This window comes from Stakelama flava, from assembly GCF_019351405.1.
GTDB lineage: Bacteria > Pseudomonadota > Alphaproteobacteria > Sphingomonadales > Sphingomonadaceae > Sphingomonas > Sphingomonas flava_A.
The window spans coordinates 165,770-182,725 of the sequence record NZ_JAHWZX010000006.1 but is presented as its reverse complement, the minus strand read 5'-3'; the positions used below and the strand labels follow the sequence as shown (position 1 = coordinate 182,725).

Genomic DNA, 16,956 nt, shown 5'->3' with positions numbered 1-16,956 from the left:
CTCAAACAGGGCAAGGCATCGTGCGGGGTCGCGCGACAATATACCGGCTCTGCGGGCAAGATCACCAACTGCCAGATCGGTGTGTTTGCGGCCTATGTGTCGGCTCGGGGTCACGCCTTCATCGATCGCGCGCTCTATCTGCCCAAGAGCTGGACCGGCGATCCGGCAAGGCTTGCCGCGACGCACGTCCCTGAGACTGTCACCTTTGCTACAAAGCCCGCCCTGGCGATCGACATGATCCAAGGCGCACTGGCAGCCGATGTCCCATTCTCATGGGTAGCAGCCGATGCTGTCTACGGCGTGGGCGACATCGAGAGCATGCTGCGACGTGCGTGCAAGGGCTATGTGCTCGGGGTCAGGTCCAACCATCATTTCGGCTCCTGGGCGAAGCGGCCCAAGGTTCCGGCGATGCGAAGCATCGTTGGAAAGGCTGCAGAGGGGGGCAAGCCGCCGATCGCCGGCACAGCGGAGGAGATCGCGCGTGACCTTCCCCCCAAGGCATGGCAGCGCCTGTCCGCCGGTGAGGGCACGAAAGGCGCCCGGCTTCACGACTGGGCCTATTGCGAACTCGCCGATCTCGATGCCGAAGACTATGATGAGACGAAGACGGGCCTTTGGACCCGAGGCCTCCTGATCCGTCGCAATATCAGCGACGGCGATCTCGCCTTCTTCGCGACCTGGTGTCCGGCGTCGATCATCACTGGTGGGACGTGATGAAAGCGGCAGGCCTCTCCACACTGCTGGGCATGGGCACGGAACTCGCCAGCGACAGCGAGGACCGCCTGATCCGCGCCATCCGTGACGGCGCGCAGGACACCATCAATCAGGCCGGTCAGCAGATCGTCCAGCGCCAGTTGCAGGTCGCGCCCACGCTGACCATCCGGCCGGGCTTCCCGGTCAGGATTATTGTGACGAGAGATTTGATATTCGAGAACGCAGGAGGCTGACCATGACCAAGCTGAAGCTCGGCCCGCTGCCCGACGACAAGCCCGTAAAAGTGACGCTGGAATTGCCCGCACCGCTACACCGCGACCTGACCGCCTATGCCGAGGTACTGGCCCGTGGCAACCGGCGTTCCCGGTTTTGTTCCGAAGTGGCGGAAGGGGTGGGATTCGAACCCACGGATGCTTGCACATCGGCGGTTTTCAAGACCGCTGCAATCGACCACTCTGCCACCCTTCCGCTACAAGTTTTCAAGACTGCTGTCTTAAACCACTCGGCACCTCTCCGCGATGCTGGTGCGGAGCGCTTAGCGCCCCGATCATATTTTACGCAAGCATCTGCGTCTTGGGGGTTCATGCCGCCGCCATGCTGTGGCAAGAAGGCACCATGCGGTTTTCGGGCAAGTTATTCCAGCGTGTCATCGCTGTCGTCGGCGCGGCCGGCCTTTTCTCGCTTGGTGGCGCCAGCGCTTCGGCGCAGGATGAAACCAGTTTTCAGCAATATCTGACGACGGTCAGGGCGAAAGCGGTGGCGCAGGGGATCACCCCGGCCACGATTCAGGCGGTTTTTCCATCGCTTACCCTGAACGAACGCGTCATCGAACTCGATCGCGGGCAACCGGGGGGTAGTTCGAACGGGCCGATCCCCAGCTATGCACCCTATTATGCCCGCCATGTCGATGCGGCGCGGATCAATCGCGGGCGTGCCGCCTATCAGCGGCTGCGTGGCAAGTTGGCGAGTATCGAGCGGCAGACCGGCGTGCCCGAATCGATCATGGTATCGATCTGGGGCAATGAAACTGCCTATGGCGCGGTAACCGGCGGGTTCGACCTGCCGCGCGCGCTAGCGACGCTTGCCTATGAGGGGCGGCGGCGCGACCTGTTCGAGCGCGAATTTCTCGCCACGCTGAAACTGATGGACATGGGATTTTCGCGGCAGACGCTGCAGGGAAGCTGGGCGGGGGCGACCGGCGGGCCGCAGTTTCTTCCCTCGGTATATCTTCGTCTGGGAAAAGACGGCGATGGCGACGGGCGGGCCGATATCTGGAACAGCGATGCCGATGTGCTTGCCTCGATCGGCAATTATCTGGTGAACGCGGGTTGGCGGCCCAATGTGCCCTGGGGCATTCCGGTCGACGTTCCCGCCGGGCTTAACATCGGCGCGCTTGCCAACAAGACGGTGTCGCCGCGCTGTCCGCGGGTGCACGAGCGGCACAGCGCCTGGCACACCATGAAGGAATGGCGTCAGATGGGGCTGGTGCCCGAACGCGGATACTGGCCGGGCGACGATGTGCTCGCTACGCTGCTCGAACCCGACGGGCCGGGGAAGACCGCCTATCTGCTCACCCATAATTACCGGGTGATTCTCGATTATAATTGTTCCAACTTCTATGCGCTAACCGTGGGGTTGCTTGCCGATGAAGTCGCACAATAGCCTGATCCTCGCGGTGCTGCCGCTGCTTGCAGGGGCATGCGCCGATACCAGATATGGCCGGTACGACCCGACACCCGTTGCCGGGGATTATCCCGCCCCGCCACCGCGAGGCGCTGAGGATGAAGGCTATCCCCCGCAATCCGATGGCTATGATCGAGCCGGCCCCGGGGCGGGTTATCCGGTGCCCGGCGACGAGCCCGGCCCCGATCGCGCACGCCCCATGCCCGCGCAGCAACAGGATATGCGGCCGCCCGAAGGCGGATCGGGACCGCGCGGTTCGTCACGCGCAGCACCTGGCGAGGATCGCTATGACGAAGTCGGATATGCCATATCCACCACCGATGCAGCCGGGTTCGGCCCCAATGTCATGTATGCGGCAAGCCGCGTGCTGCCGCCCGAAAGCTTTGTCGAGATCACCTCGCTCAATACCGGCCGGATCGTGCTGGCGAAGATCGCCGCCCGCGGGCCGCGCGACGGCAACGCGCTGATCGACCTTGCGCCGGCGCTTGCTTCGGCGCTCGACATGGGCGGTGATCCGCTGCCGGTACGGGTGCGAAAGGTGGTGCCGACATCGCAGGATCAGGCGATGATCAACGCCGGGCAGGCGGCGCCGCCACGGATCGATGCCCCGCAATCGATGCTGCGCGTTCTTAGCCGCCAGCTTCCACCAACGCCTGCAAGGACTTCCGCGCCCGCGACAGTACAAGCGACGCATCCCGCGCCTGCCGCTTCTCCCGCGCCCATCCGGCGGTCGGGCCAGTCTCAGCCGATGCGCGCGGTCGTTTCCGGAACCAGCTATCCCGAACCCGATGGTGCGCCGGGATCGACGCTTGGCGGCAATCGCAATTATTATGTGCAGATCGTCACGCTGTCCTATCCGGACAAGGCGCGGACGTTTGCGAATCGCGTCCATGGCTATGTCGTTCCGGGCGGCGGGTTGTACCGCGTTCGCGTCGGTCCCTATGCAACGCGGGCGATGGCGGATCAGGCGCGACGCGCCGCTGCATCTGAGGGCTTTTCCGACGCGCGGATTTATGACACGGCGCGCTAACCGTTTGGCGTAACCCTTTTGTTGGACCCAGGATGAAGAAACTCCTTACCGCAGCCCTTTTGTCGAGCATCGTAGCCGAGCCTGTCGCGGCACAGGCCCCGCCGTTCCAGACGCCGGCGCCGATCGCTTTCATGAAGGACCTGTCGTCCGACGCGGTGCTGTACGCAAAACAGCCGGACAAGCGCATTCCGCCGGCATCGCTGGCGAAGATGATGACGGTGTATGTCGCGTTCAGCCTCATCAAAAAGGGCGAGTTGAAGCAGGATCAGAAAATCCATGTTCAGCGCGAAACCTGGCAGAAATGGCATAGCCAGGGATCGACGATGTTCCTGTCGCCCGATGAGGATGTGAGCGTCGAGAACCTGCTGTACGGCATCGTCACGCTGTCGGGGAACGATGCCTGCGTGGTGCTGGCCGAGGGGATTTCGGGGACCGAACAGGCGTTCACGTCGCTCATGAACCAGCAGGCGAGCAAGCTGGGCATGACCAACAGCCATTTCGGCACCTCGAACGGCTGGCCCGATGAAGGGCAGACCTATGTCACCGCGCGCGATCTGGCGACGCTGGCAGAGGCGACGATCGAGAAATATCCGGACCTTTACAAAAAATATTATTCGAAGCGCGATTTCACCTGGGGCAAGACCGCGGGCGGCAATGCGATCACGCAGGCGAACCGCGACCCGCTGCTTGGCTATGTCGATGGCGCGGACGGGCTTAAAACCGGCCATACCGAAGAAGCAGGCTATGGCTTTACCGGATCGGCGGAACAGAATGGTCGCCGTCTGGTGATGGTTCTGGCCGGGCTGGATACCTATAATGGCCGCGCACGCGAATCGCGCCAGTTCATGAACTGGGGCTTTCGCGCATGGAAAGCGAAACCGCTTGTCACCAAGGGCAAGCAGGTTGCCGAGGCCGAGGTGCAGCAGGGCAGCGAAGCGACCGTAGGCCTGGTCGCGCCGCGCGACCTGACGGTGACGATACCCAGTGGCACATCGCCCGATATGACCGGAAAGGTCGTGTATCAGGGACCGATCAAGGCACCGATTACAAAGGGTCAGCATATCGCCGACCTGATCGTGAATACGCCGGGCATGGGGCCGCAGAAACTTCCGCTGGTCGCGGCCGAGGATGTGGGCGAAGCTGGCTTTTTCGGCCGCGCCTGGGCCGGCCTGATGTCGCTGTTCGGATGAGCGGGCGTTTCCTCTCGCTCGAAGGGGGAGAGGGCGCCGGCAAGTCCACCCAGGCGCGCCGTCTGGCCGAAGCGCTGGAGGCGCGCGGGATCGACGTCATCGTCACGCGCGAACCGGGTGGCAGCGAGGGGGCGGAGGCGATCCGCGACCTGTTGATGCATGGCGCGGTTTCGCGCTGGAGCAGCCATGCCGAAGCGCTCCTCTTTGCCGCGGCGCGCGCCGATCATGTCGAAAAGCGCATCCGCCCGGCCATCGCCGAAGGCATCTGGGTCATTTGCGACCGCTATATCGATTCGACCCGCGCCTATCAGGGCGCGCAGGGGATCGACGACGCCGCGATACTGGCGCTGCACGGCTTCGGATCGAAAGGGCTGCTGCCTGATCGCACCTTCCTGCTGGAGGTCGCGGCTGAAACCGGCGTCGCCCGGGCGGCGGCGCGCGATGGCGGCGATGCGGATCGCTTCGCCGCGCGCGACAGCTGTTTTCACGCGCAGGTCGCCGCGATTTTCGACGATATCGCCGTGCGGGAAAGCGACCGCGTGCGCCGAATCGACGCATCGGGCGCGATGGAGATGGTGACCAATCGGCTGATCTCCGCGCTGACCGATCTGTTGCCGTGACGCAGATTATCGGGAACGGGCGTTCGCAGGCTGCCTTCTTTACCGCCGCAGCAAGCGAATCGATGCCGCATACCTGGCTCATCACCGGACCCGAGGGAATCGGCAAGGCGAGTTTCGCGCGGGCGGCAGCGGCGCATGTCCTGGCCCATGCGGCGGATCCGCATATCCCGCTGGCGGCGGACGTCGACCTTTCCGGAAATGCAATTGCATCCCAGATCGCAAGCGGGTCGCATCCCGATTTTCGCGTGCTGGAACGCCTGCCCAAGGATGCCAAAAAGCCCGACGGTGGTCTGGCGCGCAGCATCAAGGTCGATCAGGTTCGCGAGCTGCAACCGATGTTCGCGACGCGGCCGACCTATTCGAACCGCCGGATCGTCATCATCGATTCGATCGACGATTGCGAACGCAGCGCGGCCAACGCGCTATTGAAGAATCTGGAAGAGCCGCCGGCGGGCACCATCTTCCTGTTGATCAGCCATTCGCCGGGGCGGTTGCTTCCCACCATCCGTTCGCGTTGCCGCGTGCTTCGGTTTGATGCGCTTGACGACGGTACGGTGGCGGCGATCCTGCGCCGGCATTTGCCGGACGCGGACGCCGACGAAATCGAAACGCTGGTGCACGCGGGAAAAGGGTCACCTGGCCGTGCAATCGCTTTCGCGGGGCTGGACCTTGCCGCGATCGAACGCGAAGTCGCCCTGATCGCGAAGAGCGGCGACCCGAACAATGCCATCCGATCGCGGCTGGGCAGCGCATTGGGCACGAAAGCGGCGCAACCACGCTATGAAGCATTTCTGGAGCGCGCACCCTCCTTTATCGCCGAATGCGCGCGCGATCGGCAGGGGCATGCGCTGCGTACCGCGCTGGATGCGTATCGCGACGCGCGGTCGCTATGCGATGCCGCGCTCGGGCTTTCACTCGATCCGCAGGCGACCGTGTTCGAAATGGGCGGGGTGATCGCTCGGCTGGCGGACTGACCGCTGCCCCGCCAAGGGCGTTGCCGTTCATGGCGCCAGCGCCTAGGGACGATGCCATGGCAAAGCCCTATTACATCACCACCGCGATCCATTATCCCAACGGCCGGCCGCATATCGGCCATGCGTATGAAATGATCGCCGCCGACGCGCTCGCCCGTTTTCATCGCCAGGCGGGGCGCGACGTACGGTTTCAGACCGGCACCGACGAGCATGGCCTGAAAATGGTTCAGACCGCGCGCGGCCGCGATATGGACGTTCGCGCGTTAGCGGATGAGATGTCCGGATACTTCAACGAGATAGCGGATGTTCTGAATATCTCTTATGATCGTTTCATCCGCACGGTCGAGCCGCAGCACTACGCCGCAAGCCAGGCGATATGGAACGCGATGGAGGCTGCGGGCGACCTGTACCTTGATCGTTATGAAGGCTGGTATTCGGTTCGCGACGAAGCCTTTTATGAAGAAAAGGAACTGACCGACGGGGAGGGGGGGCAGAAACTGTCGCCGCAGGGCACCCCGGTCGAATGGACATCCGAAGAAACGTGGTTTTTCCGGCTTTCCAAATATCAGCAGCCGTTGCTCGATTTCTATCGCGACAACCCCGATTTCATCCGTCCTGAAAGCCGTCGCAACGAAGTGCTGCGCTTTGTCGAAGGCGGGCTGGCCGACCTGTCGGTCAGCCGCACCAGCTTCGATTGGGGCGTGCCGGTTCCGGGCAGCGACGGTCATGTCATGTATGTCTGGGTCGATGCGCTGACCAACTATATCAGCGGCATCGGCTATCCGGATGATCGCGAACAATTCAACCGATACTGGCCTGCGGACCTGCACCTGATCGGCAAGGATATAGTTCGTTTTCATACCGTTTACTGGCCGGCCTTCCTGATGAGTGCGAAGCTGCCGCTCCCGCGTCAGGTATTCGGCCATGGCTTCGTGCTGAACCGGGGCGAGAAAATGTCGAAATCGACCGGCAATATCGTTGATCCTAAGGCGCTGGCTGAACGCTATGGCGTCGATGCGCTGCGCTATTTCCTGTTGCGCGACATCAGCTTTGGGCAGGATGGGAGTTTTTCGGCTGAGGCGATCGTCACGCGGGCCAATGCGGACCTTGCCAACAGTTTCGGCAACCTTGCCCAGCGAACGCTTTCGTTCATCGCCAAAAACCTGGGCGGTGCGTTACCGGATGCAGGGCGCGCCGATCCTGCGGATCAGGCGCTGCTCGATGAAGTTCGCACCGCGTGCCGTGGCTATCGCGCCGCTTTCGAGGCGCTTTCGCTCAGCCAGGCGCTTGACGCATGGATGGCGGGGGTTTTCGCCTGCAACCAGTATATCGACGCGCAGGCGCCATGGGCGCTTCGCAAGACCGATCCCGAACGGATGCACGCGGTTCTGGGTACATTGGTCCGCGCCATTCGCGAACTTGCCGTCAATATCGAACCGGTGGTGCCGATGTCGGCGGCCAAAATGCTCGACCAACTCGGCGTCACCGATCGCAGCCATGCTGCCATCGAGGACGATGGTTGGTATGACCGACAAAAATCTGCCGGGTTCACGATCGCCGCTCCAGCCCCCATATTTCCCAGACTGATTCTGGAGGAAGCGGAGGAACCGGCGGCATGAAGCTGGCCGACAGTCATTGTCACCTGAATTATGAAGGCCTGGAGGAGCGCCAGGACGAAATTCTTCGCAACGCGCGTGAAACCGGCGTCGTCGCGATGCTGAACATTGCAACGCGCGAAAGCGAATGGGACGCGGTTCAGGCGACCGCCGAGCGCGAGGCGGACGTTTGGGCCACGGTCGGCATCCATCCGCACGAGGCCGATGACCATCCCGATGTCGATACCGAAAAGCTGGTATCGCGCGCGCGCCATCCGCGCATCGTTGGCATTGGTGAAAGTGGCCTGGATTATTATTACGATCATTCGGATCGCGACCGGCAGCAAAAAAGCTTTCGCGCACATCTGGCGGCAAGTCGGGAGACCGGACTTCCCATCGTCGTGCACACCCGAGATGCAGAGGCCGATACGGCGCGTATCCTGCGCGAAGAAGCGGGGAAGGGGGCGTTGCCCGGCGTAATCCACTGCTTCACCGCCAGTCGCGAATTCGCCGAAATCGCAATCGAACTGGGGTTCTACATCTCGATATCGGGCATCGTGACCTTCAAGAACGCGAAGGATCTTCAGGAGACGGCGGCGCAGCTTCCGGCCGACAGGCTGTTGATAGAAACTGATTCACCGTTTCTCGCACCGGTGCCGCATCGCGGCAAGAAAGGGGAGCCGGCGTTCGTTGCCGATACCTGCCGTTTCCTTGCCGATCTGCGCGGCGAAACGGCCGAGACGCTGGCGGAAACGACGCGGAGGAATTTTCATCGCCTGTTCGCCAAAACGCTCGCGTGAAGATACGGATTCTCGGATCGGGCACCTCCTCCGGGGTTCCGCGCATCGGTAATGACTGGGGAAACTGCGATCCGCACGAGCCGAAGAACCGCCGCACCCGCGCCTCGATGCTGGTCAGCAGTGCAACCACGCGCATCCTGATCGATACCAGCCCGGATATGCGCGAACAGCTATTGTCCGCTCGCGTCGAAACCGTCGATGCGGTGATCTGGACCCACGATCACGCCGATCACTGCCACGGGCTGGATGATCTGCGGCAGGTTTTTCATGCGCTGGGCCATCCCGTTCGCGGCCTTGCGCGGTCGGCCACCGCCGAACGGCTGACCGATCGCTTCAGCTATGCCTTTTCGGGAAGGCCCGGATACCGGCCCACGGTTTCCATGGAAACACTGCCCGATACGCTGACCATCGGCGATATCACTATCCGCGCGGTGGACCAGCCGCATGGCAATATCCTTTCGTCGGGTCTGCGCTTCGAACATGGCGGGAATCGAATCGGCTATGCGACGGATTTCAATGAGATGACGCCGGATATGGAAAGACTGTACCAAGGTCTTGATATCTGGATCGTCGATGCATTGCGCCGGAAACCGCATCCGACACATCCGCATCTGGCGCAGGTGCTGGAATGGGTTAAACGGTTCAAACCGAACCGCACTGCGTTGATGCATATGGACAATAGCATGGACTATGCAGCGCTCATCCATGAACTGCCGCGCGGGGTGGTGCCCGGCTATGATGGGCTGGAAATCACGGCATGAGCGACGGTCAGTCGGTTAACATTATCTGGCTTATAGGCGGCATCATTCTGGTGCTGTCGGCCCTGTTCGCGCGCCGCCCGAGCCTGGGCGCGATCATCCGTTCGCTGATCGGCTGGGCGATCGTCGCCGGGCTGGCCTATATGGTGGTCGATCATCGCGATCAGCTGGCCGATCTCGCCGCAAGAATTGGGCTGAGCGATCAGAAGGTCGAGGGCGGTACGACGCGCATCCGCATGTCGCCCGACGGACATTTCTGGGCGCGGGTTCAGCTGAACGGTGTGGAGCGCCGGATGCTGATCGACAGCGGCGCTACGATAACGGCACTGTCGCAGCGTACGGCCGATGCCGCCGGGATCGAAATCAGCGACGGCGGATTTCCGGTCATGCTGAATACCGCCAATGGAACGGTTATGGCGAAGCGAGCGACGATAAAGAAGCTGCAGCTTGGCAATCTGGAAGCGAATGACCTGAATGCGGTTGTATCCGACCGGTTCGGCAATCTGGACGTTGTGGGAATGAATTTTCTGTCACAGCTGGGATCCTGGCGGGTGGAAGGAAGCACACTCATACTGGAACCTGACCAATCCGAAGCGTCTGACGCGACCAACGCCGCGACGCCATCGTAGATTTAACATAATATATATTATCGAACTAAGGTGTTTGGAGGAGAGGCCCCATGATTCAGCGTCTGGTCGCCATCATGGCGAAATTGCGTGATCCGAAAACGGGCTGTGAATGGGATCGTGCGCAGACATTCAAAACGATCGCTCCTTATACAATCGAAGAAGCATATGAAGTTGCCGATGCGATCGAGCGCTCGGACATGGGCGATTTGAAGGATGAACTGGGCGACCTGCTGCTTCAGGTAGTTTTTCATTCACGTATCGCGGAGGAAGCGGGTCTGTTTACCCTTGCCGATGTGGCGAACGCGATCAGCGACAAGATGGAACGGCGTCATCCACATATTTTCGGGAAAGCAGAACAATCGCCGGGCTGGGAACAGATAAAGGCTGAAGAGCGCGGCGCGAAGGCGCAGGCTGGTGCCCTGGACGGTGTTGCGCGCGGATTGCCGGCGCTGATGCGCGCTGAAAAGCTGCAAAAACGTGCCGCTCGTACCGGCTTCGACTGGCCCGATGCCGATGGCGCGCGTGCAAAGATCATCGAGGAGATGGAAGAGGTGGCGCAGGCCCCCTCCCCGGCGGCGCGGGAAGAGGAAATGGGCGATTTGCTGTTCGCCGTGGTCAACTGGGCGCGCAAACTCGGCATTGATCCGGAAGCCGCGTTACGCGTCGGCAATGCCAAGTTCGAGCACCGGTTTCGCGCGATGGAGGCGGAAAGCGGAGAGCATTTCGCGGCGCTTGACCTCGATGCCAAGGAAGCGCTCTGGCAACGCGTCAAACGCCGGGAATGACCGCGCTGCTATACGGCGCCACCACCGACCAGCCTATCGATTCGTATAGCGCCTTTCCTTCGGCGGAAGCGACGAGAAATCGTTGCGATTCCGTACTGAAGCGGCGGTTGTCCAACGCCGCCATGATATGCCGCCCCAGCCCGCGCCGGCGATAGTCCGGTTCAGTGATGATCCGATCATAGACGAACAGCCCAGCATGCTCGACCGCATATCCGCTGGCGGCAAGCAGTTCTTTCGAATCGAAGATGAAAGCGGCGACGCCTTGGTTCCCGTCAGTGGCATCGAGGTGATATTCAGGAGGTATCGGTGTCGGATCGACAGCGTCACCGTGGCGCATCATCGCGTACATCTGCTGCGCCACCTGCCAATTGCTAGGCAATAAACGCCGCAACGTGTCGCAGTCGCCGAGAAGTTTTATGGAAATTCGCGGCTTTTCGACCAACCGAGCGAGCGCGCTGATTTCCTCGCACGGTTCGGCGAACAGGTAGCGGCGTTTTTCTCTGTCAGTGTCAGTGTCGACGCGCCACCCGCCCGAATCGGCGACAGGGCGTGGCAGTGCCCGGCAGATCGACCGCGCTTCAAGCCAGCGGACGATGGCGGGGCGTCCCCATTCAGGCATCGCGCTGGCGAAACCGGTCATAATCGGCGGCGGACAGGCGCACTTCATACCCCGCCTTCTCGCCATCGATCCACTGATCGAGTACCTCGCCATGCGCGTGAAGCCAAGCCGCGGCCGCGCCGTTGCCGGCGGGGAGTATGATCTGATACCGGCGATGCCCGGCGGTCAGCCGTGCCGACAGGCTGTCGCGCAGCGCTCCGATCCCTTCGCCTGTCAGTGCTGAAATCAGTGAAACGTCGCTGCGCGCTTCGGCCTCGCCCAGTGCTCGCTCACGAGCTTCGCCATGAAGCAGATCGACCTTGTTCCACGCTTCGAACCTCGGCGTTTCCTCCGCCACGCCGATATCGCGCAGCACCGCTTCGACATCGTCGGCCTGCGCTTCGGTGTCGGGATGCGACACATCGCGAACATGGACGAGCAGGTCGGCGGACACCACCTCTTCCAGCGTTGCCTTGAACGCCGCGACAAGTTGCGTCGGCAGGTCGGATACGAAGCCGACCGTGTCAGACAGCATCGCCTTGTCGATGCCGGGCAGTTCGATATTGCGAAGCGTCGGATCCAGCGTCGCGAAAAGCAGGTTTTCCGCCATGACGTCAGCGCCAGTAACGCGATTGAAAAGCGTGGATTTTCCAGCGTTGGTATAGCCGACCAGCGCGATCACCGGCCATGGCGCGCGCTGCCGCCGGTCGCGGTGTAGAGAGCGGGTACGGCTGACCTGTTCCAATTCGCGCCGCAACCGGGCCATGCGGTCGCGGATCAGTCGCCGGTCCGCCTCGATCTGGGTTTCCCCCGGCCCGCCAAGAAAACCATAGCCGCCCCGCTGCCGTTCAAGATGCGTCCAGCTTCGTACCAGACGCCCCGCCTGATAGTCGAGATGGGCGAGCTCCACCTGCAACCGCCCCTCGGCAGTCTGCGCGCGTTCGCCAAAAATCTCCAGGATCAGGCCAGTCCGGTCGACCACCTTGCACCCAAGCGCCGTTTCCAGATTACGCTGCTGAACCGCACTGAGCGAGGCGTCGAAGATCGCCAGTTGCGCCTCCTGCTCGGCTACGGTTTGGGCGACCGCCTCGACCTGGCCGCTGCCCAGCATCGTCGCTGGTTTGGGCTGGCGCAGGCGATAGGTCAGCCGCGCGCGAACGTCGATACCGATCGCGGCCGCAAGACCCACGGTTTCCTCGACGCGTGCTTCGGCATCGCGTGGCGATGTGCCAAGGTCAGGCAGCACCACCACGGCACTGGCGCCCCGTGCGAACTCGCCTGCCTCGCGATCGAACCCGGTACTCAATCGCCCTCGGCGCTCGCCTGCTCTTCGGCGAGATCGACGGGGTTCGCTGGCTGTATCGTCGATACCGCGTGCTTGTAAACGAGCTGCACCATCCCGTCGCGCTGAAGCAGCATCGAAAACAGATCGAACGCAGCGATCTGACCTTGCAGCATCACACCGTTGATAAGGAACATCGTTACCGGCTCCTCCCCCTTGCGCACGGCGTTCAGGAAAATCTCCTGAAGCAGGGGATTACGGCTGTGCTGGTGCGACACGCCGTCGACAATGGCTGGCAGGTCGACCGCGCCCGACGGCATGATGGTCGAAATGGCGTGTTTGTAGACGAGCTGCGACTGGCCATCGCGCCGCAGGAGCACGGAGAAATTGTCGAACCAGGTCACGATGCCCTGAAGCTTCACGCCCTTGACGAGGAACATCGTCACCGGGGTCTTCGACCGCCGTAAGGAGTTGAGGAAAAGATCCTGTAGCGAGCTGTTTTTTTCTGGCATTGCTGGCCTTTATGTTGGCGGGTTTTCCCGCAGCGCGCCCATTTCGGGCGTCAGATTTTCACCGCCACGGCCTTCACCGAAAGCGCGGACGGACGGGCAATGTAAGGCAGCGTCTCAGCCGCGTCCATATCCCGTATGGCGGACGGGGTTTGCCGCAGCTTTATTCGTCGCCGCGATGTTCGTTGATGCCGAGCAGCTTCAATTTGCGGTGCAGTGCCGATCGCTCCATGCCGATAAAGCTGGCGGTTCGTGAAATATTGCCCGAAAAGCGGCGTATCTGCACCCTGAGATATTCGCGTTCGAACGTTTCGCGCGCCTCGCGCAGCGGCGCTCCCATGATCGAAGGGTTGGCGAGTCCGCCATCGTCGTCACTGCCGCCGCCCATCACTTCGGGCGGGAGCAGGTCGACGTCGATCCGCCCGATCCGGTCACCGGGCGCAAGGATGATCGTGCGTTCGACCACGTTGCGCAACTGGCGGACATTGCCGGGCCAGTCATAGGCCTGAAGCGCGGCGATCGTTTCCGGTGCGATTTCCGGCGTGCGCACGCGTCGGCCGGCGGCGTATTGGGCGACGAAATGTTCAACCAGCGGCGGAATGTCCTCACGCCGTTCGGCAAGCGGCGGCAAGTGCACCGGGACAACGTTGAGTCGATAGAACAGGTCCTCGCGAAAGCGCCCCTCGGCGATTTCATCGGTCAGTTCGCGTGCGGTCGCCGATACGACGCGGACATCGACCTTAACCACGCGCTGGCCGCCGACGCGGCTGAAACTCTGATCGGTGAGAACGCGAAGAATTCGCGCCTGCGTGGCGAGGGGCATATCGGCGATTTCATCAAGGAACAGCGTGCCGCCATGCGCCTGCTCCAGCAGGCCGGGACGGACCAGATCGCCGCCCTCCTCCACGCCGAACAGCTCCTCCTCTACACGTTCGGGCGTCATCCGCGCGGCGCTCACCACCACGAACGGCGCCTTGGCGCGATGGCTCCACGAATGGAGGAGGCGCGCGGCAACCTCTTTTCCGATCCCCGCGCCACCCGAAATCAGGACGCGGCTGCCCGTTTGCGCGACGCGTTTTAACGTGGCGCGGACGTTGTTGATCGCGCTCGACGTTCCGGTGAGGTCATCCTCCAGACCTGCGGACACGCGCAGGGTAGCGACTTCCTGCCGAAGCCGCTCATTTTCGGTCGCGCGCCGGATCAGCAGTAGCAGCCGATCCGCTTCAAACGGCTTTTCGATGAAATCCACCGCACCCCGGCGGATCGCGGCGACGGCCGTATCGAGATTACCGTGCCCCGAAATCACGATGACCGGAAGGCTGGGATCGCGTCGCTTGATCTCGTCAAGCACGTCCAGCCCGTCGAGTTTCGACCCGTGCAGCCAGACGTCGAGCAGCACCAGCGAGGGACGCCGCGTCGCGATTGCCTCAAGCGCGGCATCGCTGTCGGCGGCCGTGCGCGCTTCAAATCCCTCATCCTCGAGCACGCCTGAGACGAGTTCGCGAATATCTCGTTCGTCATCGACGACCAGAATATCCAGCGTCATATGGTTTTCCTGTTCCTGGTAAGTACGGGATGCGGGGTTTCGGCTTCGCCCGAAGCCTCCCCGCCGGTTTCGGCAAGTCCAGCCAGCACGCCGGCATCGAAGCTCAGCCGAACCTGCGTGCCGCCGGTGGCACGATCCGAAAATTCGATCGTGCCGAAATGCTCTTCGACGATCTTCTTGACGATGGCGAGGCCAAGCCCGGTGCCGCGCGACCGGGTAGTCATATACGGTTCGACGATCCGGTCACGCTCAACCGGAAGGCCGATACCGTTGTCGAGCACGCACACGATGACATGCCCCGCCTCACCCGACGAAACGGTGACCAAGACTTCGCCGTGATTCTCATTATCATTTTTAGATTCAACTGCTTCCACAGCATTCTTCACCAGATTGCTTAGCGCCTGCCCGATCTGCCGGCGGTCGCAAACCAGATGCGGCATCGTGCCGTCCTGATCGATCCGGAAGTGGATATCGGAATGGGCGACTTCGTGCAGGAAAACGGCGTGACGGACGATGTCGACCAGCGATTCATCGCGAAAGACCGGTTTGGGCATGCGCGCGAAGGAGGAAAATTCGTCGACCATCCGGCGCAGGTCGCCAACCTGACGGATGATGGTTTCGGTAAGCCGCGGAAAGGTGGCGTCCGACGGGTCGATATTCTTGCCATATCGGCGCTGAAGACGTTCGGCGGCGAGTTGGATCGGGGTGAGCGGATTTTTGATCTCATGCGCGATACGACGGGCGACATCCGACCAGGCCGCGCGGCGCTGATCAAGCAACTGCTGGGTGATGTCGTCAAAGGTAAGAATCCGGTTGTTTTCGTCGCGCGTAATCTTCACCGCGAATGTCTTCGCTTCGCCTGCGATCGTCATCTGAACGATCGCTTCGCGCCCCTCCTGATCCAGCACTGCTTCCAGGTCGGGAGCAATCATGCCCAGCGGTGCGCCCACCGGCGCTTCCTCTCCGGTGCGCAGCATTTCCATCGCCGAACGGTTGATCAGGCGAACGGTGCGATCATCATCGATCGAAATGACGCCGGCGCGCACGCCCGACATCACCGCTTCGATCAGCGCGCGGCGACTTTCGATCTGGTTGTTCGCCGCGACCAGCGCGTTGGTTTGCTCCTGAAGCCGCCCCGTCATCCGGTTGAAGGCGAAGGCCAGCGTGCCGATCTCATCCTCCGATGTCGGATCGGGCACGCGCGCGGTCAGATCACCACCAGCCACCCGGCGCGCGGCATCAACCAGATCGCCGACAGGGCGCACCAGACGATCGGCAACGGCAAGCGCGACAAACACCGCCAGCCCCACGATCAGCAGCGAAACCACAAACAACGCTGCGTTGAACTGCAATTGCAACCGTCGGGAGCGCTGGCGCAATGTCTGATAATCGTTAAGGATCGTCTGTCCGCGCCTGATCTGCGAGGCAAGCTGTGGTTCGAACACCCGTGCCGCGTACAGATAGACGCCTTCGTCCGGCGCAAATGTCGTGACGACGCCCGCGCGGTCATTGCTGCGAACGATCACGCTTTTCTTGCCGTGTTTCAGTGCCGCGATCATCTGCGGCGTGACGACCTGCTTCAGATCGCGATCATAGGGGTTGACCAGCGCGAGCGCCTGCACATCGCCATCATCGGAAAGCGTCAGGATCAGCGCTTCTGAAAGATTGCGAACATAGACCTGATAGCCGAACCCTTCGCTGAACCGTGAACCGTCGATCGGCATCGATTCAAGATAGAAGCGCAGGTCCTTGCGCATTGCGAGCGTTTCGGAATTAACGCGGTCCAGCTCGCGGGTATAGTTTTCCTGCGCCAGCATCGACGCGTTTTCCAGCATCGATCGCGCCCGGTCGGAAAACCAGAATTCGACGCCATATTGAAAGAGCAGCGATGCGAAGATCGTGACCAGCAGCATCGGCACGCTGGCGAGAACCGAGAAAATGGCGACCAGTCGGACATGGAGACGCCCCTTCCCGCCGCTGGTCGACCGCGCCGCGCGACGATTGGCAAGCCGTCGTCCCATCAGCACCAGCAACGCCATCCAGGGGATGAGGTTTGCCACCAGGATCAGCGCAACCAGCGGCGGTGTCAGCAACCGTGGCGAATTCTGTCCGTCGATCAGGAAATACGTACCGGTCGCGATCGCCAGCGCCGCGGCCAACACAAGCACTTCTATCACCGGATAAATCGGCCATCGCCGCAGCCGGCCGAACCAGGTAGAAATAGCGGGCACCGCAACCATCGT

15 protein-coding genes, 1 tRNA gene and 3 pseudogenes are annotated in these 16,956 nt (G+C 62.0%); 13 read left to right on the top strand and 6 right to left on the bottom strand.

The features are described 5' to 3' along the window. From KY084_RS08740 to KY084_RS08730, 3 pseudogenes are all read left to right on the top strand, one after another. Nucleotides 1-690: pseudogene (locus KY084_RS08740) on the top strand (IS701 family transposase); the annotation flags it as partial. Beyond that, nucleotides 678-947 (top strand): annotated as a pseudogene (locus KY084_RS08735) (TraB/TrbI/VirB10 family type IV secretion system protein); the annotation flags it as partial. The pseudogenes KY084_RS08740 and KY084_RS08735, both read left to right, overlap by 13 nt. 2 nt (nucleotides 948-949) lie before the next feature. Beyond that, a pseudogene (locus KY084_RS08730) lies at nucleotides 950-1,060 on the top strand (DUF2274 domain-containing protein); the annotation flags it as partial. Nucleotides 1,061-1,094: 34 nt separating this feature from the next. Here KY084_RS08730 and KY084_RS08725 read toward each other — a convergent pair. Next, a tRNA-Ser gene (locus KY084_RS08725) sits at nucleotides 1,095-1,182 on the bottom strand. Between the two features lie 126 nt (nucleotides 1,183-1,308). Between KY084_RS08725 and KY084_RS08720 the strand changes: the two genes are divergently transcribed. The 10 genes from KY084_RS08720 to mazG are packed head-to-tail and all read left to right on the top strand — an operon-like array spanning nucleotide 1,309 to nucleotide 10,778. Next, nucleotides 1,309-2,376 carry a lytic murein transglycosylase gene (locus tag KY084_RS08720; RefSeq protein ID WP_246586996.1) on the top strand — a complete coding sequence of 356 codons (1,068 nt, stop codon included), beginning with the start codon at nucleotides 1,309-1,311 and terminating at the stop codon, nucleotides 2,374-2,376. After that, a complete protein-coding gene (locus KY084_RS08715) occupies nucleotides 2,360-3,427 on the top strand; it encodes an SPOR domain-containing protein (RefSeq protein ID WP_219238070.1) in 1,068 nt (355 codons plus the stop codon). The genes KY084_RS08720 and KY084_RS08715 overlap by 17 nt, the downstream gene beginning before the upstream one ends. Before the next feature lie 32 nt (nucleotides 3,428-3,459). Next, nucleotides 3,460-4,617 (top strand): D-alanyl-D-alanine carboxypeptidase family protein, encoded by a 1,158-nt coding sequence (locus KY084_RS08710; RefSeq protein ID WP_219238069.1) that lies wholly within the window; start codon nucleotides 3,460-3,462, stop codon nucleotides 4,615-4,617. Beyond that, the gene (gene tmk / locus KY084_RS08705; protein ID WP_219238068.1) at nucleotides 4,614-5,237 is read left to right on the top strand and encodes a dTMP kinase; all 624 of its coding nucleotides are present in this window, start codon (nucleotides 4,614-4,616) and stop codon (nucleotides 5,235-5,237) included. Before KY084_RS08710 ends, tmk begins: the two co-directional genes overlap by 4 nt. Next, nucleotides 5,234-6,211 carry an AAA family ATPase gene (locus tag KY084_RS08700; protein WP_219238067.1) on the top strand — a complete coding sequence of 326 codons (978 nt, stop codon included), beginning with the start codon at nucleotides 5,234-5,236 and terminating at the stop codon, nucleotides 6,209-6,211. The genes tmk and KY084_RS08700 overlap by 4 nt, the downstream gene beginning before the upstream one ends. Nucleotides 6,212-6,267: 56 nt before the next feature. Continuing rightward, nucleotides 6,268-7,830, top strand: a complete 1,563-nt coding sequence (gene metG, locus KY084_RS08695; RefSeq protein ID WP_219238084.1) for a methionine--tRNA ligase — start codon at nucleotides 6,268-6,270, stop codon at nucleotides 7,828-7,830. Next, on the top strand, nucleotides 7,827-8,606 hold the full coding sequence (locus KY084_RS08690) for a TatD family hydrolase (protein ID WP_219238066.1): 780 nt from the start codon (nucleotides 7,827-7,829) through the stop codon (nucleotides 8,604-8,606). Before metG ends, KY084_RS08690 begins: the two co-directional genes overlap by 4 nt. Beyond that, nucleotides 8,603-9,367: an MBL fold metallo-hydrolase gene (locus KY084_RS08685; protein WP_219238065.1), complete on the top strand. Its 765-nt coding sequence runs from the start codon at nucleotides 8,603-8,605 to the stop codon at nucleotides 9,365-9,367. Before KY084_RS08690 ends, KY084_RS08685 begins: the two co-directional genes overlap by 4 nt. Continuing rightward, nucleotides 9,364-9,993: a retropepsin-like aspartic protease family protein gene (locus tag KY084_RS08680; protein WP_219238064.1), complete on the top strand. Its 630-nt coding sequence runs from the start codon at nucleotides 9,364-9,366 to the stop codon at nucleotides 9,991-9,993. Before KY084_RS08685 ends, KY084_RS08680 begins: the two co-directional genes overlap by 4 nt. Nucleotides 9,994-10,043: 50 nt before the next feature. Continuing rightward, nucleotides 10,044-10,778, top strand: a complete 735-nt coding sequence (mazG, locus tag KY084_RS08675; RefSeq protein WP_219238063.1) for a nucleoside triphosphate pyrophosphohydrolase — start codon at nucleotides 10,044-10,046, stop codon at nucleotides 10,776-10,778. On the opposite strand, the gene KY084_RS08670 is transcribed toward mazG, so the two are convergent. The 5 genes from KY084_RS08670 to KY084_RS08650 form a co-directional block, all read right to left on the bottom strand. After that, nucleotides 10,762-11,220, bottom strand: a complete 459-nt coding sequence (locus KY084_RS08670) for a GNAT family N-acetyltransferase (RefSeq protein ID WP_219238062.1) — start codon at nucleotides 11,218-11,220, stop codon at nucleotides 10,762-10,764. The genes mazG and KY084_RS08670 overlap by 17 nt on opposite strands. Nucleotides 11,221-11,389: 169 nt before the next feature. Beyond that, a complete protein-coding gene (gene hflX / locus KY084_RS08665; RefSeq protein ID WP_219238061.1) occupies nucleotides 11,390-12,682 on the bottom strand; it encodes a GTPase HflX in 1,293 nt (430 codons plus the stop codon). Then, on the bottom strand, nucleotides 12,679-13,170 hold the full coding sequence (gene hfq, locus KY084_RS08660; protein WP_219238060.1) for an RNA chaperone Hfq: 492 nt from the start codon (nucleotides 13,168-13,170) through the stop codon (nucleotides 12,679-12,681). Before hfq ends, hflX begins: the two co-directional genes overlap by 4 nt. A gap of 160 nt (nucleotides 13,171-13,330) precedes the next feature. After that, the gene (ntrX, locus tag KY084_RS08655; protein WP_219238059.1) at nucleotides 13,331-14,713 is read right to left on the bottom strand and encodes a nitrogen assimilation response regulator NtrX; all 1,383 of its coding nucleotides are present in this window, start codon (nucleotides 14,711-14,713) and stop codon (nucleotides 13,331-13,333) included. Continuing rightward, entirely contained in the window at nucleotides 14,710-16,953 is a 2,244-nt protein-coding gene (locus KY084_RS08650) for a sensor histidine kinase (RefSeq protein ID WP_219238058.1), read from the bottom strand. Before KY084_RS08650 ends, ntrX begins: the two co-directional genes overlap by 4 nt. Nucleotides 16,954-16,956: the final 3 nt, after the last annotated feature.